Source organism: Pseudomonas fluorescens group sp. PF-1, assembly GCF_054481335.1.
Window position 1 is genome coordinate 726,298 of the sequence record NZ_JBTMNG010000001.1, and the last position, 24,533, is coordinate 750,830.

Annotated in this window: 20 protein-coding genes; 2 read left to right on the top strand and 18 right to left on the bottom strand. The window is 59.9% G+C overall.

Going from position 1 to position 24,533, the window contains the following annotated elements; genetic code table 11:
• Positions 1-65 precede the first annotated feature (65 nt).
• The 15 genes from ACX3YD_RS03520 to dksA all read right to left on the bottom strand — a co-directional run bounded on the left by ACX3YD_RS03520 (position 66) and on the right by dksA (position 20,454).
• The gene (locus ACX3YD_RS03520; RefSeq protein ID WP_103406798.1) at positions 66-3,020 is read right to left on the bottom strand and encodes a DUF748 domain-containing protein; all 2,955 of its coding nucleotides are present in this window, start codon (positions 3,018-3,020) and stop codon (positions 66-68) included.
• A gap of 93 nt (positions 3,021-3,113) precedes the next feature.
• Complete coding sequence (locus tag ACX3YD_RS03525; protein ID WP_458959272.1) at positions 3,114-4,130, bottom strand: class I SAM-dependent rRNA methyltransferase; 1,017 nt, start codon at positions 4,128-4,130, stop codon at positions 3,114-3,116.
• A 117-nt stretch (positions 4,131-4,247) separates the two neighbouring features.
• Entirely contained in the window at positions 4,248-5,120 is an 873-nt protein-coding gene (locus tag ACX3YD_RS03530; RefSeq protein ID WP_458959273.1) for an oxygenase MpaB family protein, read from the bottom strand.
• A 50-nt stretch (positions 5,121-5,170) separates the two neighbouring features.
• Positions 5,171-7,108: an acetate--CoA ligase gene (gene acs / locus ACX3YD_RS03535; RefSeq protein ID WP_103406801.1), complete on the bottom strand. Its 1,938-nt coding sequence runs from the start codon at positions 7,106-7,108 to the stop codon at positions 5,171-5,173.
• A gap of 110 nt (positions 7,109-7,218) precedes the next feature.
• Entirely contained in the window at positions 7,219-8,883 is a 1,665-nt protein-coding gene (gene pgi / locus ACX3YD_RS03540; protein WP_458959274.1) for a glucose-6-phosphate isomerase, read from the bottom strand.
• A 246-nt stretch (positions 8,884-9,129) separates the two neighbouring features.
• Positions 9,130-9,510, bottom strand: a complete 381-nt coding sequence (panD, locus tag ACX3YD_RS03545) for an aspartate 1-decarboxylase (RefSeq protein WP_458959275.1) — start codon at positions 9,508-9,510, stop codon at positions 9,130-9,132.
• A gap of 210 nt (positions 9,511-9,720) precedes the next feature.
• Complete coding sequence (panC, locus tag ACX3YD_RS03550) at positions 9,721-10,575, bottom strand: pantoate--beta-alanine ligase (RefSeq protein ID WP_103406709.1); 855 nt, start codon at positions 10,573-10,575, stop codon at positions 9,721-9,723.
• Positions 10,572-11,372 (bottom strand): 3-methyl-2-oxobutanoate hydroxymethyltransferase, encoded by an 801-nt coding sequence (gene panB / locus ACX3YD_RS03555; RefSeq protein WP_103406708.1) that lies wholly within the window; start codon positions 11,370-11,372, stop codon positions 10,572-10,574. The genes panC and panB overlap by 4 nt, the downstream gene beginning before the upstream one ends.
• Positions 11,373-11,670: 298 nt before the next feature.
• Positions 11,671-12,156, bottom strand: a complete 486-nt coding sequence (folK, locus tag ACX3YD_RS03560; protein WP_103406707.1) for a 2-amino-4-hydroxy-6-hydroxymethyldihydropteridine diphosphokinase — start codon at positions 12,154-12,156, stop codon at positions 11,671-11,673.
• Between the two features lie 3 nt (positions 12,157-12,159).
• The gene (locus ACX3YD_RS03565) at positions 12,160-13,560 is read right to left on the bottom strand and encodes a polynucleotide adenylyltransferase PcnB (protein WP_458959276.1); all 1,401 of its coding nucleotides are present in this window, start codon (positions 13,558-13,560) and stop codon (positions 12,160-12,162) included.
• A gap of 710 nt (positions 13,561-14,270) precedes the next feature.
• Positions 14,271-15,707 (bottom strand): sigma-54-dependent transcriptional regulator, encoded by a 1,437-nt coding sequence (locus ACX3YD_RS03570; protein WP_047533330.1) that lies wholly within the window; start codon positions 15,705-15,707, stop codon positions 14,271-14,273.
• A gap of 22 nt (positions 15,708-15,729) precedes the next feature.
• Positions 15,730-18,684, bottom strand: a complete 2,955-nt coding sequence (locus ACX3YD_RS03575; RefSeq protein WP_458959277.1) for a sensor histidine kinase — start codon at positions 18,682-18,684, stop codon at positions 15,730-15,732.
• A complete protein-coding gene (locus tag ACX3YD_RS03580) occupies positions 18,668-18,844 on the bottom strand; it encodes a hypothetical protein (RefSeq protein ID WP_003176118.1) in 177 nt (58 codons plus the stop codon). The genes ACX3YD_RS03575 and ACX3YD_RS03580 overlap by 17 nt, the downstream gene beginning before the upstream one ends.
• Positions 18,845-18,921: 77 nt before the next feature.
• On the bottom strand, positions 18,922-19,818 hold the full coding sequence (gene gluQRS, locus ACX3YD_RS03585; protein ID WP_103406705.1) for a tRNA glutamyl-Q(34) synthetase GluQRS: 897 nt from the start codon (positions 19,816-19,818) through the stop codon (positions 18,922-18,924).
• A gap of 192 nt (positions 19,819-20,010) precedes the next feature.
• A complete protein-coding gene (dksA, locus tag ACX3YD_RS03590; RefSeq protein WP_103406704.1) occupies positions 20,011-20,454 on the bottom strand; it encodes an RNA polymerase-binding protein DksA in 444 nt (147 codons plus the stop codon).
• Positions 20,455-20,787: 333 nt separating this feature from the next.
• Here dksA and ACX3YD_RS03595 point away from each other — a divergent pair, with 333 nt between their 5' ends.
• Both ACX3YD_RS03595 and sfsA read left to right on the top strand, forming a co-directional pair.
• Positions 20,788-21,960: a pyridoxal phosphate-dependent aminotransferase gene (locus ACX3YD_RS03595; protein ID WP_458959278.1), complete on the top strand. Its 1,173-nt coding sequence runs from the start codon at positions 20,788-20,790 to the stop codon at positions 21,958-21,960.
• A complete protein-coding gene (gene sfsA, locus ACX3YD_RS03600) occupies positions 21,960-22,673 on the top strand; it encodes a DNA/RNA nuclease SfsA (protein WP_090467018.1) in 714 nt (237 codons plus the stop codon). Before ACX3YD_RS03595 ends, sfsA begins: the two co-directional genes overlap by 1 nt.
• Here the strand turns inward: sfsA and ACX3YD_RS03605 are convergent.
• The 3 genes from ACX3YD_RS03605 to ACX3YD_RS03615 all read right to left on the bottom strand — a co-directional run bounded on the left by ACX3YD_RS03605 (position 22,670) and on the right by ACX3YD_RS03615 (position 24,436).
• Positions 22,670-22,987: a Rieske (2Fe-2S) protein gene (locus ACX3YD_RS03605; RefSeq protein ID WP_103406703.1), complete on the bottom strand. Its 318-nt coding sequence runs from the start codon at positions 22,985-22,987 to the stop codon at positions 22,670-22,672. The genes sfsA and ACX3YD_RS03605 overlap by 4 nt on opposite strands.
• A 360-nt stretch (positions 22,988-23,347) precedes the next feature.
• Entirely contained in the window at positions 23,348-24,148 is an 801-nt protein-coding gene (locus tag ACX3YD_RS03610; RefSeq protein WP_103406702.1) for a Crp/Fnr family transcriptional regulator, read from the bottom strand.
• Positions 24,149-24,163: 15 nt separating this feature from the next.
• Complete coding sequence (locus ACX3YD_RS03615; protein WP_007971093.1) at positions 24,164-24,436, bottom strand: TfoX/Sxy family protein; 273 nt, start codon at positions 24,434-24,436, stop codon at positions 24,164-24,166.
• Positions 24,437-24,533: the final 97 nt, after the last annotated feature.

The following is a 24,533-nucleotide window of genomic DNA, read 5'->3' on the forward strand; positions in this document are numbered from 1 at the left end:
GTCGGGGCCTGTTCTATTGTGGCGTCGCAAACGAACGGGAGATCGGTTCTTGCGTTGTCTTTGCTTCACTCGGCGTCCAGATGCAGTGGTGTAACGACCTTGCCGTCCTTTTCCGCTTCGCCCAGTTGGGCATCGATAAAGTACACGCGGTCATCGGCGAGTTGACCCTTGTCGACCAGATAATCCTTGATGCTGCTGGCGCGATCCTGCCCCAGCTGACGCAATAGCACGTCGCTGGTACTCCAGAATTTGATCACGTCGGCGCGCATCTTAGCCGTGCGTTCCTCCTTGCCCAGGTCCTTCCATTCGGCGGGTGGCTGGGTCTTCAGGCGAGTGCGGTAGATCCCTTCCAGCAGCGGGCCTTTCTCGTTGTCCGGCACCACCAGCATCGAAGCCTGGGCGGGCACTTTGTCGCCGCGGCGCTGGAGCATTTTGTAGTAGTTGTACTGGTATTCCCGTTCCAGGCGTTGTTCGGCGATCAATGGGCCGTCGCTGCTTTGCGCCGCCGTGCCTTCGATCTCCAGACGCAGGGCCGGACGCTCTTTGAGCGCGTTGGACAGTTTGACCAAAGCGGCTTCGGCGTCCTTGCTCAGGTCGCTTGAACCAGGGGCAAAAGACACACTGCCCAGGTCTTCCGAGCCACCGCCGCTGACCAGCCCGCCGATCAGTTTGAAGGGAGCCGCCGCTGCTTTCACGATCAGGTTGCGCAAGGTCTGCCAGACGATTGGCATGACGCTGAATTGCGGGTTATTGAGGTCGCCGGTGACCGGCAGTTCGATGGAAATCTTGCCATCGACGTCCTTGAGCAAGGCTATTGCCAGTTTCAGCGGCAGGCTCACGGCGTCGGGGCTGTCGACTTTTTCGCCCAGTTGCAGTTGTTCGACCACCACTTTGTTCTCGGCTTTTAGCTGGCCTTTGGTGATCAGGTAATGCAGGTCAAGATTGAGTCGGCCCTTGCGGATACGGTAACCGGCGAACTTGCCTGAGTAGGGTGTCAGCGTGGTCAGCTCCACACGTTTGAAGCTGGTGGCGATGTCGAGGCTGGCCATCGGGTCGAACGGATTGACCGCACCCTTGATGGTCACCGGCGCATAGCGGTCGACCTTGCCCTTGACGTCGACACTGGCGGGTTTGGCCTGGCGGCTGTCGATGGTGCCGATCTGCCCGTTGAGTTGTTGGATGGCGGTCGCGAAGTTCGGCGTCAGGCTGAAGTCGGCGAAGTTGGCCGAACCGTCATTGATGGCAATCCCACCGATATGAATACCCAGTGGCTTGTCCTTGCTGGCGGCAGGTTTGGCGGCAGCAGTCCTGGCGCCGGAATCGGCCGGTTGCGGGATCAGCAGATCATCGATGTTGGTGGTGCGGTCATCGTTGATCATGAATCGCACATAGGGCTGCATCAGGTTGATTCTGTCGATCGAGAGGCTATCACCGTGTTGATAGTTCAGGCCTTCGACCATGACCTGCTGCCATTTGAGAAAATCGCGGGTTTTCAGGGTGTCGAGCGTATGCAGCTGATCAACCTGGGCGCGCCCGGTAACGCTGAAGGCCAAGGGTTCGGTGCTTTTCAGGTTGACCGCCAGATCGCTGCCGAGCATGCCGCTGCGCAGTTCCAGGCGTATGAATGGCGTGATGTAGGACTGGGCGACCCGCAGGTCGATGTCCTTGGTCTGGACATTGAGTCTGGCGCTGATCGGGGCCAGATTGACCTCCCCGTCTGCCAAAAGCTTGCCTTGTTTGCCTACGCCCGTGTCGAGCTTGAGCGTAAAAGGCGAGCCATTGAGACTGTCGAACTTCTGAAGGTCGAGATTCAATGGTCCCAATTCCAGCGCGACGGCGGGTTGTGCCTTGCGGTCGGCCAGATGCACCTGATAGTCACGCAGTTGCACGTCGTTGAGCAGGACCTGCCACGGTTTGCTCGGTGGAGCAGGGGCGGGCTTGGGTGAATCGGCTGCCGCCGGCGTGCTGGCCGGTTCAGCCTTGGCCTTGGCGGCGGGTTTGGATGGCTGGCTGGCGAACAGCTTCTGCCAATCGAGTTGGCCATCAGCCTCCAGTGCCGCCCAGGTTTCCAGTTTACGGCTGCGGATCTTGCCGACCACCACCTGCTGTTTGGCCAGGTCCACGGTGGTATCGCTGATGTCCAGTCGCTCAAGCTTCACCAGTGGCCGTCCATCCGGCGCCTTGATGGAGAAGGGCGCAACGCTGACCGCGACATTGCTCAGCAGCAACTCGGTCTGCTTGGACAGGTTGAGTTTGTAGTCGGTGCTGATATTGACCACACCGCTTTCCAGGTCCAGGGGCACTGCGTCGCGCACGTAGGGCCAGAAGGATTTCATCTTGCCGTCAGTGATTTTCAGCTTACCTTCGGAGGCAATCGGGATCAGGCTGAAGTTACCCGTCCAGTCGACCTGTCCGCCGCCCGGGCCGATGGCGACCAATGTCATGTCGGCACTGTCTTCGGGCCGGGTGCTGAGGTGTTTAAGCTCGAAATCGAGCTTGTCGTAGATAAATTCGATGGGTTCGCTGGGGCGCTCATCCTTGAAGTGCACGACACCACCGGCCAGATTGATCCGGTCTATGCGCAGCGGGAACGGTTTTGCATCGGGATCGGCGGGTTTCGGTTCGCTCTGTGGCAGTTTGAACAACCCGAGCAGGTTGAGTTTGCCGTCCTTGCCGAAGAGGATCTCGGTCTTGGATTTTTCCAGTTCGATATCGGACAGATGCAGCGTCTTGGTCCAGAGGCTATCGAGTTGCAGGTTGGCGTACAGGCGTTCGAAGCCGATCTGCTCCTTGCCGGGCTCGCCGATGCTCAAGCCCCAAAGTGTCACTTCAAGGCTGAACGGGTTGAGTTCGATCCGCTGGAGAGTGGCGGGCATCGTGGCGTAATTGGCCAGTTGCTGGTTGGCAATACGCAGGGCGATGCCCGGTAAAATCAGAAACCCCAGCAGACTGTAGAGCGCCAGAGCAGTCAACAAGGCGCCAATGGCGCGAATCAATCCTTTGTACATGTGTGGCTTCATCTGTCTAAATCGGAGTGCCTTGGAGTATGGCACGCGATTCCGGTTCCGAAGCAAACAGCCTGCTCAGGATTTTTCAGATTTGTCTGACACGGATCAAAGCTGCAGGATCAGAGTTTTCAGTGGCGGTTGATGATCCATCGACGGGAAATCGGCCCCGGGCTTCATCACCGTCCACTCACGCACCGGCCGCCCGGCTTTCTCGGCGCAACGTAAAACCTGTTCACGCCAGTCGTCCATGCTGACTTTTGCCAGGTTGTTGCAGCAGATCAGCACGCCATTGTCGGCGGTGGTCAACAGGGCGGGCTTGAGCAGGCTCTGGTAGTCGCGCAGCAGGTCGACGGTGCCGAAAGCACTCTTGGCCCAGGCCGGTGGATCGAGCAGTACCAGATCATATTGGCGCTGTTCCAGGCGCTGATAGCTTGGCAGTTTCTGCCCGCGTCGCTGGCTGATCGGCAGGCCGGCCAATTGGCGGATGGCCGGGAAGTAATCGGACTGAATGAACGTCATGGTCGGCAATTGCGGGTTGAGCAGGCCATTTTCACGACCGACTGCCAGATTGCCTTCGGCGAAGTCCAGGTTGCACACCTCGCTGGCGCCACCGGCCGCGGCACTGAGGCCGACCCCGCAGGTGTAGGCGAACAGGTTCAGCACACTTTTGTTTTTGCTGTGGTCCTTGACCCAGCCGCGCGTGTTGCGCAGGTCGAGGAACAGCAAAGGGTCTTGCCCGGCGTGGCGTCCGCGGACGCGGTAATTGAGCCCCCACTCGTGGCCGACCAGATCTTGCAGGGCCGCTTCGTCGGCGCGGTAGACGGTGTCTTCGCGATCGATACGCGAGTTGCCACGGGAGCGGTCGTTGTAGACCAGCAGCAAGTCGAGGCCCAGATGCCGGTTGACGATTTCATGCAGTTGCAGCAGTGCCTCGCGTTCCAGCGACTGGTGGAAGCTTTGCACCAACAGTTGCGGGCCGTAGCGGTCAATCGTCAGGCCCCCGGCGCCTTCCTGGCTGCCATGGAACAGGCGATAGCAGTCGGTGCCTTGCGGGTGCAGTTCGGCCAACAGGTCCTGGCGATATTCAAGGGCGGCGCGCAGCGCCTGATTCAAGGAAGACATGCTGGGCGCCTTGCAGGAGGGAATTTGGCGCGGGAGTTTAGCAGTTACTGAGATTGAAGCTTCAAGCTTCAAGCTTCAAGCTTCAAGCTTCAAGTTTGCGGCTTGCAGCTCTGAGCATCAGGTCAATAACCCCATACGCCGTTTGGCACGCTGCACCGAGCCATTACGCACAGCCCAGCGCAGCATCGGTGCGCTGCGATTGACGCTGGCGCGGATCAGCTTGCGTTGCAACGGGCTCTGGCTGACGCCGAGCAGGCCACTGGCCCAGTCCGGTAGCAGATCGATCCCGGCCTGCATCATCATCCCCCCGAAAGGCTTGGCCAAACGGCTGGGAGAGGGGGCGTTCAACAGCAGCCGCAACACTTCACGACTGCGTTCGTCGCACAGCAGTTGAGGGCGAATGCGTTCAAGGTAGTCGGCAACTTCGCGTCGGGAACGGGGCACATCGCGGGCCCCAAGACGTTCGGCGACCAGGGCGATTTCTGCGTAGTAGCGATCCTGATCGGTCGGAGAAAGGTGCGGGTTGCGATAGCGCAGGTGCGCAGCGAGGAAGTTGCTGACCTCGGCCACATGCACCCAGGTCAGCAGGTCGGGGTCGCTGGCGGCATAGGGGCGACCATCGGGCGCCGTGCCGGTCACTTGCAGATGAATGGTGCGGACTTTCTCGATCAGCCAGTCGGCGTCCTGTCGCGACCCGAAGGTGGTGCCGGAAATGAACTGCCCCGTGCGGCGCAGGCGACCGAGCATGTCCTCGCGAAAATTCGAATGGTCCCAGACACCGGCCAGCGCCAGCGGATGCAGGGCTTGCAGCATCAGGGCGCTGATACCGCCGATGAGCATGCTGCTGAAGTCGCCGTGAACCTGCCAACTCACCGAGTCAGGCCCGAACAGGCCCGGATCGCCTTTGGGGTTTTCCAGATCAAGTTTGCCCAGGGACAAGCCGGTCAGGCTCATGATTTGGCTTTCGATACGGCTGCGGATGAATTCCATGGGGGCTCAGTAAGTTTCTGCAGGAGCGAGCTTGCTCCTACAAAGGTTCGTTATGGGTTCAGGCGTTTGTCGATCAAGCCCTGCACTACGCTTGGGTCGGCCAGGGTCGAGGTATCCCCCAGGCTGTCCAGTTCGTTGCAGGCGATCTTGCGCAGGATACGCCGCATGATCTTGCCCGAACGGGTTTTCGGCAAGGCTGGCGCCCACTGGATCAGGTCCGGTTTGGCGAAGCTGCCGATTTCCTTGCTGACATGGGCCAGTAATTCCTTTCTCAGTTCTTCGTCAGGCGTAATGCCGTCCATGGGGGTGACGAAGGCATAGATGCCTTGGCCCTTGACGTCATGGGGATAACCGACCACCGCGGCCTCGGCAATGCTGTCGTGCAGCACCAACGCGCTTTCCACCTCGGCGGTGCCGATACGATGCCCGGAAACGTTGATCACGTCGTCAATTCGCCCGGTAATCCAATAGTCGCCATCTTCGTCGCGGCGTGCGCCGTCACCGGTGAAGTAATAGCCGGGGTAGGGCTTGAAGTAGGTGTCGACCATTCGTTGCGGGTCGCGGTAGACGCTGCGGATCTGCGCTGGCCAACTCGATTTTATGGCCAGCACGCCGCTGCCGGCGCCTTTGATTTCCTTGCCGTGCTCGTCGAGCAGCACCGGCTGCACGCCGAACATCGGTTGTGTGGCGCAGCCGGGTTTGATCCGTTGCGCGCTGACCAAGGGGCTGAGCATGATGCCGCCGGTTTCGGTCTGCCACCAGGTGTCGACGATCGGACAGCGCTGTTCGCCGACAACATTGAAGTACCACTCCCACGCTTCCGGGTTGATCGGCTCACCGACGCTGCCCAGCAGTCTGAGGCTTGCCCGCGAAGTGTCCTGCAACGGCCCGGCGCCTTCACGCATCAGTGCGCGCAGGGCCGTGGGGGCGGTGTAGAAGATGTTGACCTTGTGTTTATCGATCACTTGCCAGAAGCGCGAAGTGCTCGGGTAGCTCGGCACGCCTTCGAATATCAGTGTGGTCGCGCCATTGGCCAGCGGGCCATAGACGATGTAGCTGTGCCCGGTCACCCAGCCGACATCGGCGGTGCACCAGAAGACTTCGCCATCGCGGTAGTCCAGCACGTATTTGAAGGTCATCGCTGCCTGCAGCAGATACCCACCGGTGGTGTGCAACACCCCCTTGGGTTTGCCGGTGCTGCCGGAGGTATAGAGGATGAACAGTGGATCTTCGGCGTCCATCGGTTCGGGTGGGCAGTCGTCCGTGACATCGCGCAACGCCTGGTGGTACCAGATATCCCGGCCTTCGACCCAGTTCACCTGATTCTGTGTGCGCTCGACCACGATCACTGTGCTGACGCCAGGGCAACTTTGCAGCGCCTTGTCGACATTCTGTTTGAGTGGCACGAACTTGCCGCCGCGCACGCCTTCATCGGCGGTGATCACGGTGCGGCAGTCGGCGTCGAGAATCCGGTCGCGCAATGAATCGGGGGAGAAACCGCCGAACACGACGGAGTGCACCGCGCCGATGCGCGTGCAGGCGAGCATGGCGAACGCCGCTTCGGGAATCATCGGCATGTAGATGCACACCCGGTCGCCTTTTTTCACGCCACGGCTTTTGAGCACGTTGGCCAGGCGACAGACGTTGTGATGCAGTTTTCTGTAGGTGATCTGTGTGGATTCGGCGGGGTCGTCGCCTTCCCAGATGATCGCGGTTTGATCGCCGCGCTTTTCCAGGTGACGGTCGATGCAGTTGTAACTGACGTTCAACTGGCCGCCAGCAAACCAGCTGGCCTCACCGGTTTTCAGGTCATAGCGCTGGACGGTCTGCCAGGGTGCGCTCCAGTCGAGAAAACGGTTGGCCTGTTCGGCCCAGAAGGTACTGGGGTGTTCAATGGATTCGCGGTAAAGACGATGGTAGTCGTCCTGACTCAACTGTGCAGCCCGGCGGACGGCATCGGCTTTGGGAAACGTGCTGATATCGAACATGACGGTTCCTCATTCTTGTTTTTGCGACAAGAGGGGAGCTGCGCGACCCTCGTAGAAGCTGGCAAGCCAGCTCCTACAAGGTTAGTACCACACGCAGGATTAGCGTCAAATCAGCCGCGGTGACGACCACGGAAGTAGTTGATCAAGCCTTGTGTGGACGCGTCGTCAGCCGGCGCTTCTTCGCTGCCCACCAGACGGTTGTAGACGCCCTTGCCTAACTCCTTGCCCAGCTCCACGCCCCACTGGTCGAAGGCGTTGATGCCCCAGATCACGCTTTGTACAAAGACCTTGTGCTCGTACATCGCCACCAGTGCGCCGAGGCGGCGCGGGCTGATGCGCTCGACCACCAGGGTGTTGCTCGGACGGTTGCCCGGGATCACTTTGTGTGGCGCGAGTCGTTGCACTTCGGCTTCGCTCATGCCCTTGTCACGCAGCTCGGCTTGCGCCTCGGCGAGGGTTTTGCCGAGCATCAGCGCCTGGCTTTGCGACAGACAGTTGGCGTACAGCCACTGGTGGTGGTCGGCCACCGGGTTGAAGCTGACGATCGGCACAATGAAGTCGGCCGGAATCAATTGGGTGCCTTGGTGCAGCAATTGGTGGTAAGCGTGCTGACCGTTGCAACCCACGCCGCCCCAGATCACCGGCCCGGTATCGGTCGAAACGGCGGTGCCGTCCTGACGCACGCTCTTGCCGTTGGATTCCATGTCCAGCTGTTGCAAGTGCTTGGTGATGTTACGCAGGTAGTGGTCGTACGGCAGGATCGCGTGGCTCTGGGCACCCCAGAAATTGCCATACCACACGCCGAGCAAGGCCAGCAGCACGGGCATGTTCTGTTCGAACGGCGCGGTCAGGAAGTGCTGGTCCATGGTGTAGGCACCGGACAGCAGCTCCTTGAAGTTCGACATGCCGATGGCCAGGGCAATCGGCAGACCAATGGCCGACCACAGCGAGTAACGCCCGCCCACCCAGTCCCACATCGGGAAGATGTTCTCTTCGCGGATACCGAAGGCCACGGCGGCAGCGTTGTTGCTTGAAACCGCGATGAAGTGACGATGCAGCTCGGCTTCCGAACCACCCTGGGCCAGGTACCAGGCGCGGGCGGCCTGGGCATTTTTCAGGGTTTCGAGGGTGTTGAAGGATTTCGACGAGACGATGAACAGCGTGGTCTCGGCACGCAATTTCATGGCCAGTTCGTGGAACTCGCTGCCGTCGATGTTTGCGAGGTAGTGGCAACGCACGCCTTTCTGGGCGTAGGCCAGCAGCGCCTCTGACACCAGTTCAGGGCCGAGGAACGAGCCACCGATGCCGATGTTCACCACATCGGTGATCGGTTTTTCGGTGTAACCGCGCCACAGACCGTCGTGGATGCGGCCCACGAGGTCAGTGATCTGGTTCAGCACCTTGTGCACTTCGGGCATCACGTTGACGCCGTTGACCGACAGCTTGTCGCCAACCGGGCGACGCAGGGCGGTGTGCAGGGCAGGGCGGCCTTCGGAGGCATTGACGATTTCGCCGTCGAACAGCGACTTGATCGCGCCCTTGAGGTCGACTTCGTTGGCCAGGCCAACCAGCAGCTTGCGGGTCTCGGCGTTGATCAGGTTTTTCGAATAATCGAGAAACAGGCCGCAGTTGCTGAGGGTGAATTGGGTAAAGCGCTGCGGGTCGGCATTGAAGGCCTCGCGCATGCTGAAATCCTGCATGGCCTGGCGGTGGTCATTCAACGCTTGCCAGGCAGGCAGAGCGGTAACGTCATGAGGGGTGCGGTAGTACGCCATCGCTGCGGGTTTCCTTTTTACTTGAACGGCTTTTATGACACTGAAAGTCCCGGAATGTCTCGGCCACATTGTGGACGAAGTCCGGTCAGCCTGCGTGCACACGATTAAATAGCGCAGACCGGTAACAGTAAACCTCGCCGGTTGATCTGTCTTGGCTTTGTCTGACCTGCGACCGGTACTTTTTTATACCGGTACGGCAGGCGAGGACAATAGAGAGGGGCCCGGGGTGGAGTATGGCGGGTTCGATCAGGCGACCTGAACCGGAATGGCATTGCTGGTGTGGCTCAGTTCATTGCCTGGCGCCATGTAGAGCATGCGCGGCTTGAAATTAAGCAATTCGGCTTCGCTGTAATGGGCGTAAGCGCAGATGATCACGCGATCGCCGACCTTGGCCTTGTGCGCGGCGGCACCGTTAACCGAGATCATGCGCGAACCTTCTTCGCCACGGATGGCGTAGGTGGTGAAGCGGTCGCCGTTGTCGACGTTGTAAATCTGGATCTGTTCGTACTCACGAATGCCGGACAAATCCAGCCATTCGCCGTCGATGGCGCAGGAGCCTTCGTAATCGAGTACGGCATGGGTGACTTCGGCGCGGTGCAGCTTGGCTTTGAGCATGATGGCGTGCATGAGTGTTTCCCGGGTCGGAATCGAACGGCGGGCAGTTTGCCCGATGGCGTTGGGGGCGACAATACAGCTTGGAATTCAATTGACGGAGCAGTCGGAAACTCTGTGGGAGGGGGCCTGCTCGCGATGCCTGACGGTCAGCCAACACAGCTGTTGAATGTCAGTCCGTTATCGCGAGCAAGCTCGCTCCCACAGGAATGGAGGTGCTCGGAATTATGCGTCGAGATTCAGGTGCAGGTTGTCGATCAACCGCGTCGTGCCCAGGAATGCTGCGACCAGAATCACCAGGTCGCGGTCTTCGGGCATTGCCGGCCGCAAGGTCAACGCATGGCGAATTTCCAGGTAATCCGGACGCAGGCCTGCCGCTTCGAGCTTTTGCAGTTGTGCGCGGATCAGGGCTGGATAATCGCGTTCACCCTGCTTGATCGACTCGGCAATCTCGCTCAGCGTGCGATACACCACCGGCGCAACGGCCCGCTGGTCTTCGTTGAGGAAACCGTTGCGCGACGACAGGGCCAGGCCGTCGGCGGCGCGAACGGTCGGTTCGCCAATGATCTGGATCGGCATGTTGAGGTCGTGAACCAGTGCACGAATCACCGCCAGTTGCTGGAAGTCTTTCTGGCCGAAGATCGCCAGGTCCGGCTGGACCATGTTGAACAGCTTGCTGACCACTGTCGCCACGCCCTCGAAATGCCCCGGACGGCTGGCGCCGCACAGCCCTTCGGACAGTTGTGGGACGCTGACGCGGGTCTGGCCCGCCATGCCGTCGGGGTACATCTCTTCAACGGTGGGTGCGAACAGCAAGTGGCAGCCGGCCTGGAGCAGTTTCTCCTGATCGGCGGCGAGGGTGCGCGGGTACTTGTCGAGGTCTTCGCCGGCACCGAACTGCAACGGGTTGACGAAAATGCTCGCGACCACGAAATCCGCTCGTTGCGAGGCTTTGGTCACCAGTGCGATATGACCACTGTGCAGGTTGCCCATGGTCGGCACGAAAGCGATGCGTTTGCCTTCGCTGCGGGCGCGAGCCACGGCGGCTCGCAGTTCGCGTACGGTTTTTACGGTGTTCATGCAGAGAATCCGTGTTCGATGCCGGGGAAAGTTGCTGCTTTGACTTCAGTGACGTAGGCACTCAAGGCTGCGTGGATGCTCTCCTGGCCGGCCATGAAGTTCTTCACGAATTTGGGGACGCGGCCGGTCATGGACAGGCCCAGCATGTCGTGCAGGACCAGTACCTGACCGTCGGTGCGATTGCCGGCGCCGATGCCGATTACCGGAATCTTTACCGCTTGGGTGATTTCCTCGGCCAGTTCGCTGGGAACGCACTCGAGCAGCAGCATTGCCGCGCCGGCCTGTTCCAGCGAAATCGCATCGGCACGCATCTGCCGCGCCTGGTTTTCGTTACGGCCCTGGACTTTGTAGCCGCCGAGGATGTTCACCGATTGTGGCGTCAGGCCCATGTGCGCGCACACCGGGATGCCGCGTTCGGCGAGCAGACGGATCGAATCCGCCAACCACAATGCGCCTTCGACTTTGACCATGTGCGCGCCAGCCTGCATCAACAGGGCGCTGTTGGTCATGGCCTGTTCGGTGGTGGCATAAGCCATGAATGGCAGGTCGGCGAGGATCAACGCATCGGTGTTACCGCGTTTGACCGCGGCCACGTGGTAAGCCATTTCGGCGGTCGTGACCGGCAGGGTGCTGTCGTGACCTTGCAAAACCATGCCGAGGGAGTCGCCCACCAGCAAAACTTCAACGCCAGCCTGATTGCAGGCGTGGGCGAAGGTCGCGTCATAGCAGGTCAGCATGGTGATTTTTTCACCTTTTTGCTTGAGACCTTGCAGCGTGGTCAGGGTGATGGCTGGCATGAAAAGTTCCTCATTCAGGCGCTGTGGAAACTACTGCGAGTAACGCGCGTGATTCTTCGTTAAATACAGGCGCACGTTCTTTTGTCGTGCTTGTAAGGCCTGGATTGCGCCCTTCAATGCCGTGTTGACGGCAACGGGACGCCTATAGTCGTGAGGAGAACTCGGGAAGTCAATTAGGTGTGTTACCGCCTTGTTACGTCTGGGGTGTTACCGGGGTTACTGATGCGATTCAGCAAGTTCTGTAGGACTGACACCGCACCAATGTAGGAACGGGCTCGCTCTCACAGGGGTATTGGGGTCAATTTGGGGACAGGCGTTCCAGGCCGACGAACGGGCATGCGGCGAGCAGTTCGCTGAGGAAGCGGCCATCGGCCAAACGCAGATCGGCTGGCGCCAACTCCGCCAGCGGATACAGGACAAAGGCTCGTTCCTGCATATGGTAGTGCGGCACCTTCAGGCGTGGCTCATCGATCAGCCGATCACCGAACAGCACGATATCGAGATCCAGGGTGCGTGGCCCCCAACGTTCAAGGCGTTCGCGGCCCTGCTCGTTCTCGATGGCTTGCAGCGCATCCAGCAGCTCCAGCGGTGTCAGGGCGCTGTCGAGGGCGGCAACCGCGTTGGTGTAGCGCGGTTGTCCAGGAAGCAGCGAGTCGCTTTGATAAAACCCGGAAACACCGACCAGTACCGATCGCGGCAGCCGGGCCAGTGCGGCGACGGCACTGCGCAACTGTTCGGCGGGGGCCGCCAGATTGCTGCCCATGCCGATGTAGATGCGTTCCATGGATTATTCGTCCGTGTTGCTCGAGGCGCCCGCGGCGCGCTTGCGCTTGGAGCCACCACTGCGGCGACGCTTGCGCGGTGCGCCGGTGCCATCATCCTTGCCGCTGAGGTCGCGGATCATGTCGCGACGCTCGCTTTCATTGGCATCCTGATAATCCGTCCACCATTCGCCCAGGCCATCAGTCTGCTCGCCCGCGCTTTCGCGCAGCAGCAGGAAGTCGTAACCGGCACGGAATCGTGGGTTGTCCAGCAGCAGGTCGGCACGTTTACCGCTGCGACGGGGCAGACGCTCCTGCATGTCCCAGATCTCTCGGATCGGCATGGTGAAGCGTTTTGGAATGGCGATGCGCTGGCATTGTTCGGCAATCAACTCGTGGGCCGCTTCCTGCATCGCCGGAATCGGCGGCATGCCACGTTCCTGCAGGCGCAACACGCGCGCAGGCAGCGCAGGCCAGAGCAGCGCGGCAAACAGGAACGCCGGCGTCACCGGTTTGTTCTGCTTGATGCGCAGATCAGTATTGATCAGCGCTTCGCTGATCAATGTGTGGGTGTAGGTCGGATTGTATTCCAGCGCTTCGGCACTGGCCGGGAACAGGGGGTCGAACAATTGCAGGTCGACCAGCATCTCGAAGGTGTCCGCCGCATGGCCGGAGAGGAACAGCTTCAGCACTTCTTCGAACAGGCGGGCTGACGGAATTTCGCGCAGCATCGGTGCCAGGTCGCGGATGGGCAGGGCGCTGTGCTTTTCGATGCCGAAATTCAATTTGGCGGCGAAACGCACGGCCCGCAGCATGCGCACCGGGTCTTCCTGGTAGCGTTGCTTCGGATCGCCGATCAGGCGGATCAGATGATTGCGAATGTCATGTACGCCATTGGCGTAGTCGAGGATGCGCTCGCTGACCGGATCGTAGTAAAGGGCATTGATGGTGAAGTCGCGGCGTTGTGCGTCTTCTTCCAGGGTGCCGTAGACGTTGTCGCGCAGGATGCGCCCGCTTTCGTTGCGGGAGGACTGATTGCTGTCTTCCTCTTCGTCGTTTTGCGGGTGATTGGCGCGGAAGGTCGCGACTTCGATGATTTCGCGGCCGAAGTGGATGTGCACCAATTTGAACCGACGCCCGATGATCCGCGCATTGCGGAATTCGGCCCGTACCTGTTCAGGGGTGGCGCTGGTGGCGACATCGAAGTCTTTCGGCGTGATGCCTAGCAGCATGTCGCGCACACAGCCGCCGACCAGGTAGGCCTGGTAGCCGGCGCCCTGCAGGCGTTCGACGATATTCACCGCATAACGGCTGAATTGCGCCTTTTGCAGCGAGTGTTGGCCGCTGTTGAGCACTTCAGGTGTGCTGCGGATGTGTTGCGTACGACGCAGGGGAGTACGGAATGACTGGAACAGCTTCTTCAGCATGGGATGCACTGTTTGAAGGAATGTTCGGCCAAAAACGAAGAATGACCGCATGATGGGCCGGGATTCTAGCATTTAGTCGGGGGATGGTGTAGGAAGCTGCAAAAGCGCTTGAAGGAGATGTCGTTGTCTGGGCTGAACGCCAGAAACTACAAGGGGAGCCGAAGCTCCCCAAGAAGTAGTTGCATGCTCTGTTTTTATTATTGGTTTCGGGCTTTTTGTTTTTGTTAAGTGCCCTCGCCATGAAGTTTTCCTTCATGACCCTCCCAATCGGGAGCCAAGAGCAAACGGATTGCTTTGGTCGCTGTGTTGCGTTGATCTTGCGATCCAACCAGTACAGGCTCTGTCTTAAGACAGTTTTTTGTTGTTCTCGGCCTGGTCGTGGGGCAAGCCCCAAATACAACGCCTCTCCAAAAGAATCAGTTAGCTGCGCCTCTCGCCGTCTTGTTTTTATTGTGCGTGAGTCGATTCGTCTTATTTTTATTGTCTTGTGCATTGCTTGTTATTGTTCTTGTACCAAACATATAGCAGGGTGCGTGCCAACTTTTACAAACCCCAGTAAAACAAGGGCTTGCCTGTACTGGTGGGGTGGCTGAAGGCCAAAAAAAGCCGGGGCTTCGTTACCGTAAGCCCCGGCTTCTGTTACGTGAAAAACCTGAGGTAACAGTTTCTTCACAAAATCATGTGTTACCCGCACATGAGACAGGTGGCGTTCAGCTTTCGCTGGCAACCCCGGTCTTGCGCCGTGGGATGCCCAGGCGCTGGCGGCGTTCCCACAGGCATTTGCGGCTTACCCCGAGTTTGCGTGCCAGCTCGGTTTCGGTCATGTGGTCCTGATGTTCAAGGACGAAGTGCTGGAAGTAGTCTTCCAGGGACAGGTCTTCGGTCGGCTCGTGGCTGTTGTTGGCGGCACTGTTGCCTTGTTGCGGTGCCAGGCCGATGAATTCGTCGTCTTCCAGATCACTCAGCTCAATGTCGATGCCCAGCAGCTCGGCGGATATTTCCGGGCTCTCGCTTAGGATGACAGCGCGCTCGACGGCGTTTTCCAGTTCTCGAACGTTACCGGGCCATGAGTAATGGCGAATGGCTTGCTCGGCATCCGGGGCAAACTTCAGGTCGGTGCGGTTGATCCGCGCGCTCTGCCGCGCCAGGAATGCATTGGCGATTTCGTTGACGTCGGCACCGCGCTCACGCAGGGCCGGCAGTTTCAGCGCGATCACGTGGAGGCGGTAATACAAGTCTTCACGGAACTGGCCGACTTTCGCCAGGCTCTTGAGGTCGCGGTGAGTCGCGGCGATCAGGCGCACATCGACTTTCTGCGACTGTACCGAGCCCACCCGGCGAATTTCGCCTTCCTGCAGTACGCGCAGCAGGCGGGCCTGTGCTTCAAGTGGCAGTTCGCCGATTTCATCGAGGAACAGGGTGCCGCCGTCCGCCGCTTCCACCAGGCCTGCACGCCCGGCGCTCGCACCGGTGAACGCACCTTTTTCGTGACCGAACAATTCGGACTCGATCAGGCTTTCCGGAATGGCCGCGCAGTTTACCGAGATCATCGGCGCCTTGGCGCGTTTCGACAGGTTGTGCAGGGCGCGCGCCACCAGCTCTTTACCGGTGCCGGACTCGCCCTGGATCAGGACATTGGAATCGGTCGGCGCCACTTTGCGGATCTTGCCATACAGGTCCTGCATCGGCGGGCAGGAGCCGATGATGCCGATTTCGCCGTTGCTGTTGTCGGTACCCGGTTTTGCCGCGCCGTTGGCGACTTTACCGGCAACCGGTTCACCGCTGGCAGGCGTCGATTGCCGGTCACGCAGGATGCGTGCGACGGCCTGGAGCATTTCGTCGTGATCGAAAGGCTTGGCGATGTAGTCCACCGCGCCCATCTTCATCGAGTCGACCGCCGAGCGCAGGCTGGCGTAGCTGGTCATGATCAGCACCGGAGTGCCCTGGCCGAGTTTGATCAGCTCGGTGCCCGGTGCGCCAGGCAAGCGCAGGTCACTGACGATCAGGTCGAACGTGGGAATGGTGAAGCGTTCTTGTGCTTCCTGCACTGAACCGGCTTCGCTGACCTGGTACTGGTTGCGTTCCAGCAGGCGGCGCAAGGCGGAGCGGATAATCGTTTCGTCTTCGACGATCAAAATGTGCGGCATTGATTCGATACTCTCGACGGTCTCAGTTCACAGCGGACGTCGCTTCGACATGACGCGGTAATGTCACCCGGATACGGGTGCCGCGTTGGCTCTGAACATCAGCCGGGCTGTCGATGGTGATTTGTCCATAATGCTCTTCAACGATGGAATAGACCAGTGCAAGGCCCAGGCCGGTACCTTCACCCGGGTCCTTGGTGGTGAAGAAAGGTTCGAACAATCGGTCCATGATGCTCGAAGGTATTCCGCTGCCTTCGTCTTCCACGATCAGGTCGACCGTGTGCTCGCCGGCTTCGCTTTTGACGCGCACCGCGCTGCCGGGAGGCGAGGCGTCGCGGGCGTTTGAGAGCAGATTGATCAACACCTGTGCCAGACGCTGCGGGTCGCCTTCGACCCAGTGGTCCGGATCGCACAGGTTGTAGAACTGCACTTCGAAATTGCGTCGGTTCAATGCCAGCAGGCCGATGGCGTCCTGGGCGACTTCGGCCAGGCAGACGGGCTCGTCGCTGTGCTGATGGCTGCCGGCATGGGCGAAGCTCATCAGCGACTGGACGATGCGCGATACGCGTTTGGTCTGTTCGAGGATCTGACCACTGATTTCCTTGAGTTCGCCGTCTTCTTCGCGCTCTTCGCGCAGGTTCTGCGCCAGGCAGGCGATCCCGGTGATCGGGTTGCCGATTTCATGGGCCACGCCAGCCGCGAGGCGACCGATGCTGGCCAGGCGCTCCGAGTGCACCAGTTTGTCTTCGAGCATCTGGGTTTCGGTCAGGTCTTCCACCAGTAACACCAGGCCACTGTTACCCGGCGCGAGCGGTTCGTCGATCGCCGCCTTGTGCAGGTTCAGCCAGCGGGTTTGGCCGTCGAGGGCCAGATGCTGCTTGTGCAAGTGTTCGTCCGGTACGTTGATGCTGCCCTGCAGCAGTTCTTTCCACGGGGCCGCAATGGTGCTCAAGCGCGAACCGACCACGCGTTGCGCGGCGATCCCGGTCAACTCCTCCATGGCTTTGTTCCACATGAGGATTTCCTGGTCCTTGGCCAGGGAGCAGACGCCCATCGGCAATTCCTGCAGGGTCTGTCGGTGATAGCGGCGCAGCGCATCGAGCTCGGCGGCCAGGCCGGTCAGGCGAGAGTGGTAGTCCTCGAGGCGGCTTTCGATGAAGTGGATGTCTTCGGTGACGTAGTTTTCACCGCCCGCCTTATAAGGCAGGAACGTCTCGACCATGTCCTGGGCCACGCTCGGTCCCATCAGGCCCGAGAGGTTGGCTTCGATCCGGTCGCGCAAGCGGCGCAAGGCGTAAGGCCGACGCTCGTCGAATGGCAGGTAGAGGTCACGCAGGGCTTGCTCGACCTCTTTCTGCGCGGCCTTGGCGCCCAAGGGCTTGGCCAGTTGCGTGGCGAATTCCTGGGGCGAGGCGGCGTGCAGTTCACGGCGCTGCGGGCGACGCACGTTGTCTACGGCGCAGGCTTCGGCGGCGCTGGCCTCTTCTGTGCTGGCGTTGGTGAACAGCGAGATCAGGGTGAACATCAGTACGTTGGCCGCCAGCGAGGCGATTGCGGCCATGTGCCAGCTCGTATCGTCCAGCACATAGATCATGTTCAGCAGCGGAATGTAGAAGCCCTGCAGGTTGCCGACCAGCGGCAGCAGCATGGTCACCAGCCATACCAGAATCCCCGCCAGCAACCCGGCGATGAAACCGCGGCGGTTGGCAGTCGGCCAGTACAGGACCGACAGTACGCCCGGCAGGAACTGCAAGGTGGCCACAAAGGCGACGATGCCGAGGTTGGCCAGGTCTTGTTCGGCGCCCAGCAGCAGGTAGAAGCCATAGCCAGCCATGATGATCGCGACGATCAGCGCCCGGCGCGTCCATTTCAGCCAGCGGTAGATGTTGCCTTCGGCCGGAGGCTGGTACAGCGGCAATACCAGATGGTTCAGGGCCATCCCCGACAGCGCCAGGGTGGTCACGATGATCAGGCCGCTGGCGGCGGACAATCCGCCGATATAGGCCAGCAGCGCCAGGGCCTTGCTGTTGGCGGCGATGCCGATACCCAGCGTGAAGTATTCCGGGTTGGTGGTGGCGCCGAGTTTCAGGCCGGCCCAGAGAATCAGCGGTACTGCCAGGCTCATCAGCAACAGGAACAGCGGCAGGCCCCAGCTCGCGCTGACCAGCGAGCGTGGGTTGAGGTTTTCGGTGAAGGTCATGTGGTACATGTGCGGCATCACGATCGCCGAAGCGAAGAACACCAGCAGCAGCGTGCGCCACGGGCCTTCCTGCAGCGGTGTATGCAAGGCGGCGAGGGCGGTCTGGTTTTGCAGCAGCCACAGTTCGAGCTGTTGCGGACCGTCGAATACGCCATAAAGCGCATACAGACCAACGCCGCCGATGGCGATCAGCTTGATCACCGATTCGAAGGCAATCGCGAACACCAGGCCTTCGTGCTTCTCGCGAGTGGCAATGTGCCGGGAGCCGAAGAAAATCGTGAACAGGGTGATCAGGGCGCAGAAACTCAGGGCCACGCGATGTTGCACCGGTTCGCGAGTGAGGATCCCAATGGAGTCGGCTACCGCCTGAATCTGCAACGCCAGCAATGGCAGCACGCCGATCAGCATGAAAATCGTGGTCAGCGCGCCGGCCCAGGTGCTGCGGAAGCGAAACGCGAACAGGTCCGCGAGGGAGGACAGCTGATAGGTGCGAGTGATTTTCAGGATCGGATAGAGCAGCACCGGCGCCAGCAGGAACGCTCCGGACACCCCGAGGTAGCTGGACAGGAATCCATATCCGTACTGATAGGCCAGGCCCACGGTGCCGTAAAACGCCCAGGCACTGGCATAGACGCCCAGCGACAGGGTGTAGGTGAGCGGGTGGCGAATGATCGCCCGCGGGATCATGCCCCGTTCGCTGATCCAGGCCACGCCGAACAGCACCGCCAGGTATGCGGCACTGATCAGGATCATCTGGGTCAGGCTAAAGCTCATCGGCATCTTTTTGGCTCTGCAGGATGAAGGTCACGACGATCAGGATCAGCCAGAGCAAATAAGGCCTGTACCAGGCGCCAGTGGCGTCGATCCACCAATCCATGATGGCCGGGGAAAACAGGTAAATCCCCACTACCAGGAGCAGGACCAAGCGATAGATGTACATCCCGGCCTCTCTTTTTTATGCGCGTGCCCGAAAACGTGCGGCGATGGTAACGGATGGGTGCGCCACTGCAAGCAAGATCACTGTAGCTGTGCCTCGGGCAGGCTCAGTGTGCGCGGGATCAGCAGGGCATCCCAGTGGGCGATGCCCCAGTTCAGCACTTCCCGTGGCGTGGCGTAAGCCAGTTCGTTGCCGGGGTTCTGCCCGAGTGCGCGCAAGGCACGCAGCAGCAACGGCGTGGCCTGGTCTGCGGTGAGCGGTGGCGAGCGATAGGATTTGCCCAGTTTGTTGCCATCGGGCTGGGTGATCAGCGGGATGTGCAGGTAACGCGGTTGCCGCAGGCCGAGCAACTCCTGCAGATAGAGCTGGCGCGGGGTGGAGTCGAGCAGGTCGGCGCCACGCACGATATCGGTAATGCCTTGCCAGGCATCGTCCAGCACCACGGCCAGTTGATAAGCGTATAACCCGTCGCGCCGGCGTATCACGAAGTCACCGACGTCCCGGCCCAGGTGCTGGTGGAATTCTCCCTGCACCCGGTCAATGAAGTGGTAGTCCAGTTCAGGTACGCGAATCCGAATCGCCGCATCTTCGGTGCCGTGCCCGGCATTGCGGCACAGCCCCGGATAGATGCCGTGGTAGGGCTCCAATTGTTTGCGCGAGCAGGTGCAAGCGTAGGCCAGGCCCTGACTGAACAGGCGATTGAGTACTTCGGCGTAGGCATCGTGGCGGTCGCTCTGGCGGACCATCTCGCCATCCCACTCGAACCCGTAACTCTCCAGCGCCTTGAGAATCGCTGCCTGAGCGCCGGGCTCTTCACGGGGAGGGTCGAGATCTTCCATGCGCATCAGCCAGCGGCCGCCGACCGAGCGCGCATCGAGATACGAGGCCAGCGCCGCGACCAGCGAACCGAAATGCAAGTGGCCACTGGGCGTGGGGGCAAAGCGCCCGATGTAGGTGGGGGAGGTGATGACGGTCATATGGGCGATGTTATTTGGTCGGGAGAGGTGCATATCAAGCTGCAGGAGCGAGCTTGCTCGCGAAAAAACGTCTGCACACCGCGAGTCGTCAAGCGGCGCGCATTATCGTTGTCGTCCATTGCGAGCAAGCTCGCTCCTGTACAGAAACAAAAACGGAGCGTTCGCACGCTCCGTTTTTCGTTCAAGTCGCAATTACTTGCCGACTTGCTTTTCCTTGATTTCCGCCAGGGTCTTGCAGTCGACACACATGTCGGCGGTAGGGCGGGCTTCCAGTCGCTTGACGCCAATTTCGACGCCACATTTTTCGCACCAGCCGTATTCTTCGTCTTCGATCAACTGAAGCGTCTTGTCGATTTTCTTGATCAACTTGCGCTCACGATCGCGGGCTCGAAGTTCGAGAGCGAACTCTTCTTCCTGGCTGGCACGGTCTGCCGGGTCAGGGAAGTTGGCTGCTTCGTCCTTCATGTGGTCCACAGTCTTGTCGACACCTTCCATCAGCTCTTTTTTCCACTGATTCAGAACCTTGGTGAAGTGCTTGCGCATGGGCTCGCCCATGTACTCTTCGCCAGCTTTCTGAACATAGGGCTCGAAGCCGCTGATCGCCTGATTCGCTTGTTGCTTTGCTTGGGTGGACATGAAATAGACCGCCTCTACTCTTGTAATCCATCTGCGCAGGATTGCTCCATCACCGACACCTGCCGGCCCTGCGGCTGCAAGCGGGCGAACTTACCAGATCAAATCAGACCGCGCTACTCCCGGATGTCGAGCCTGCGGCCCGTGGGGCTTGCAAAGGCCGGCAAAGCGCGGTCTGGTGGTTCTGGAGCGCTGCTCAAGTAATGATTTTAGTCAAACCCTGGGGGCTCGTATGAGTTGTTTTTGGCCTGGTTGTATGGCGTGTGACCGCTTTAGGTTCTCGCTCGTTCCTGTGCTTGGGTAGAATCGGTTCTTTTCCCCGTTGAAGGAAGGCCAATGGCTCAGTCCTACAGTGCCCGCAGTCGTGCGATCGAACCTTTCCATGTCATGGCGTTGCTGGCGCGTGCCAATGAATTGCAAGCGGCCGGTCATGATGTGATTCACCTGGAAATCGGTGAGCCGGACTTCACCACCGCCGAGCCGATCATTCGCGCCGGCCAGGCAGCGCTGACAGCGGGGAAGACCCGTTACACCGCAGCACGCGGCATTCCCGAATTGCGTGAGGCCATTTCGGGCTTTTATCAGCAGCGTTATGGCCTGAACATCGACCCGCGGCGGATCCTCATCACGCCCGGCGGCTCTGGTGCGTTGTTGCTGGCCAGTGCGTTGCTGGTCGACCCGGGCAAGCATTGGCTGCTGGCGGACCCGGGTTACCCGTGCAACCGGCATTTCCTGCGCTTGGTGGAAGGCGCCGCGCAGCTTGTTCCAGTCGGCCCTGAGGTGCGTTATCAACTGACCCCGGGTCTGGTCGAGCGGCATTGGGATCATGACAGTGTCGGCGCGCTGGTAGCGTCACCGGCCAACCCGACCGGGACTATTTTGACCCGCGACGAGTTGGCCGCGCTGTCGACCTCGATCAAGGCGCGTCACGGTCATCTGGTGGTGGACGAGATCTATCACGGCCTGACCTATGGCACCGATGCGGCCAGTGTGCTGGAAGTCGATGACAGTGCATTTGTCCTTAATAGTTTTTCGAAATATTTCGGCATGACCGGTTGGCGTCTCGGCTGGCTGGTCGCGCCGGATGCTGCCGTCGGTGAGCTGGAAAAACTCGCCCAGAACCTTTACATCAGTGCTCCGAGCATGGCGCAGCACGCTGCGCTGGCATGCTTCGAGCCTGCAACCATTGAGATTCTGGAAGAACGCCGCGCCGAGTTTGGTCGTCGTCGGGATTTCCTGCTCCCCGCCCTGCGGGAGCTCGGCTTCGGGATTGCCGTTGAGCCGGAAGGGGCGTTCTATTTGTATGCCGATATCAGCAAGTTCGGCGGTGATGCCTTCGCGTTCTGTCGCCACTTCCTCGAAACCGAACATGTTGCGTTTACTCCGGGGCTGGATTTCGGTCGTTACCAAGCCGGGCATCATGTGCGATTCGCCTACACACAAAATCTTGAGCGTTTGCACGAGGCGGTCCAACGGATTGCTCGCGGTTTGCGGAGCTGGCAAGGCTGATGCGTTTCCATCCGCCACTCGAAGAAGGTCGACTGATTCGTCGTTACAAGCGCTTTCTCGCCGATATCGAGACCGTTAGCGGCGAGTTGTTGACCATTCATTGTCCGAACACGGGTTCGATGCTCAATTGTCAGGTCGAAGGCGGGCAGGTCTGGTTCAGCCGCTCCAATGATCCCAAGCGCAAGTTGCCGGGAACATGGGAGGTGGGCGAAACCCCACACGGACGGCTGTTTTGCGTGAATACCGCGCGGGCCAACGGACTGGTGGAGGAGGCGCTTCGCGGCGGAGTCATCGCTGAACTGGACGGCTTCACTAGCCTTAAGCGCGAGGTCGCCTATGGCCAGGAAAACAGCCGGATCGACTTTCGTCTTGATTACCCGGGTGGGCCGGCCTTTGTGGAAGTCAAAAGTGTCACGCTGGGTTTCGAGGGCTCATCGGTAGCCGCGTTTCCCGATGCAGTGACGCAGCGAGGGGCCAAGCATTTGCGTGAATTGGCGCATTTGGCCCGAGACGGAGTTCGGGCTGTGCAGTTGTACTGCGTGAACTTGACCGGTATCGACGCTGTACGTCCGGCTGAAGAAATCGATTCTGCCTACGCCGCGGCGCTGCGTGAGGCCGTGGCGTGCGGGGTCGAGGTGCTGGCGTACGGTGTGCGATTGACTCACGAGGAAATGAGGGTCGATCGGCGCCTGGAGGTGTTGCTCGGTGATTAAAGGCTGATCCAGAGGCCTTGTGCGTCCTCGCGGCAATCCACGCGGGTCAGGGATTGTCCGGCGCACGGGCCGGCCACGCATTCGCCGTCCTCGATCAGAAACAGGGCGCCATGAGTGGCACACTGGATCAAGCTGTTGCTGGGGTCGAGAAACTGGTCCGGGGTCCATTCCAGCCCGACGCCGCGGTGCGGGCAGCGATTGATATAGACGTAGACCTGACCGCTGCGGCGCACGGCAAAGAGCTTCTGGCCGTCGATTTCGAATCCGCGACTGCAGGCGTCGGCCAGGTCGGCGCCGGCACAAAGAAATTTCATGTCCATCCTCGGGTTTCGTCGTTCGTGGGCAAATAGGCCGGAATCGACGTTCAAAAGTGCGAGCAACTGATCAAGCGACGCTGGTGTGTACCGGATGCCGTGTCCTGATGCCTAGGATACCGGGTGGCTGCTGCTTTCTCCCAGGCAAAAAAAGACCCGGCATGAGCCGGGTCAAATAACCGTGATAAGCCTGATGAGGAGATAATCCGAGAGTCCGAACCAAGGGCTTTTCAGAATATCGACCAGTCTCGCGACCAGTTGCGTTAATAATATCGATTATCATTATCAAGTCAACCCGTCATTTCTCATTTGTTTGAATCCTGTCGATTGCCTACTGTAAATCCCGGTAAACGTTCAGCCTTAATGTGGCGTTTTCAGTGCGCTCAACTGTGCGACCTGCTTGTTAAGCAGGTCGATTCGTCGGGCCATGCTGCTGATCAGGCTGCTAGCGATTTTTGGATTGCTCTGGGCCAGGCTCATGAACTGATCCTTGGGAATGCGCATGATGGTGCTCGGCTCACTGGTGACAACGCTGGCGTTGCGCCTCTCACCGGTGAATACCGCCATGGCACCGAAAATTTCTTCCTTGGGCACTTCGCCGACTTTCAGTCCGTCGACAAACGCCTCGGCATGCCCCTCAATGATCACCAGGACGTGGTCCGCCTCGTCGCCTTGCCGGATCAATGCTTCGCCACTGGCGACACGCTGGAAACCGTGAGTGCTGCGAAACTCCGGCTGTTTCAGGCGTGCGACTGCGTCGGACAGCAAAGCGGTCTGCCCTGCCATGTATTGCAAGAACAATTCCGAGCGCCGGGGATCGGCATAGATGTGCTGGAACACCGCGGATCGCAAGTAGGGCGTCAGCACCAGCGGGTTATCACTGCGCAAACGACAGCGCGGCAATTCCATATCCTGGCGCAGGCCGATGAGATCCCCTTCGTGCAGATAGAACAGGGCGCGATGGTTGATGCACCCATGCAGCAGCCCGTTCTCCAGCATGAACAGCTGATCGCCGGGCAATGCGGCGCCAAGGTCTTCGACAGCGGAAAATTCCAGGGAAGGGCCGCAAGGAGCCAAGCCTTCCAGTAGTCGAGCAGGAATGTTTTGCAGTCGATTGATCAGTGCGTCGGCGTAGGCCGGTTGTTCCCCGAGTAGGTACATGGCGAGCGGGCTCGTTCAGTTTTTGTGGCGTGACGAGATTGCTTCCAGCTGTTTGTTCAGGGCTTCCTTGCGTTCGGCGGGAATGTCGTTCCAATGTACGTCCATCAGGGCGCCTTCGATTGCATATAACAACACCTTCGACGCCCGAAACCCCCGCGTACGCACGGCCCGATAAGCGTCCACCGCCCCCAGGCGACGCAAGTCCGAGGCGCTGTGGATGCCCACGGCATGCAGCCACTGCGCCGATGTCTTGCCAAGATTCTTCAGGTGTTGCAATTCATCATTCATCAAGCCTCCTTGCGATGGCCGAATGGTGCGTGGGCAAGCTTCTGAGGAGTGTAGCCATCAGCAGGAAAAGCGTTATTGTTTGGTCGTTTTCGACGCA